Genomic DNA, 440 nt, shown 5'->3' with positions numbered 1-440 from the left:
TCCATAACTGAATCAGGTTATTAGACAATACAATGCCCAGCATCGCAGTCATGAAGAGAATAAGATAAGCGTAAAAGCGCCCTATAGACTCTTGTTCAGATAAGTAGTAGCGCGCATACAGTATCACCAGCAAGCCAATGCCAATGATCAATATAGAGAATAAAAGCGATAGACCGTCCAAGCGAAAAGCCAGCTCAAGACCCATTACAGGAAACCAACCCATCGTTTGTCGAAGCGATTCTGAATGAAAAACAGCTTCTGCGCTTTGCAACACCAGCAACAATGCCAGTGCAGGTGCGATAGATGTGAGTAACGCACATAGATTACGATTCAGCTTTTCGGTTAACAACGGCACAAATGTGCCAAGTAAAGTTAACAGCGGAATCCAGAATAAGTATTCAGACAAGCGAATATCCTCTTTCAGTAATTGCTTTTAATCT

The 440-nt window shown here is 42.0% G+C and carries 1 pseudogene; it reads right to left on the bottom strand.

The window, feature by feature from the left end:
- Positions 1-406, bottom strand: a pseudogene (locus BTA35_RS16820) (monovalent cation/H+ antiporter subunit A); the annotation flags it as partial.
- Positions 407-440 lie beyond the last annotated feature (34 nt).

The sequence above is a fragment of the Oceanospirillum linum genome, assembly GCF_001995095.2.
Lineage (GTDB): Bacteria > Pseudomonadota > Gammaproteobacteria > Pseudomonadales > Halomonadaceae > Oceanospirillum > Oceanospirillum linum.
Note: the sequence above shows the minus strand (reverse complement) of the source record. Positions and strands in the feature narration are given on the sequence as shown.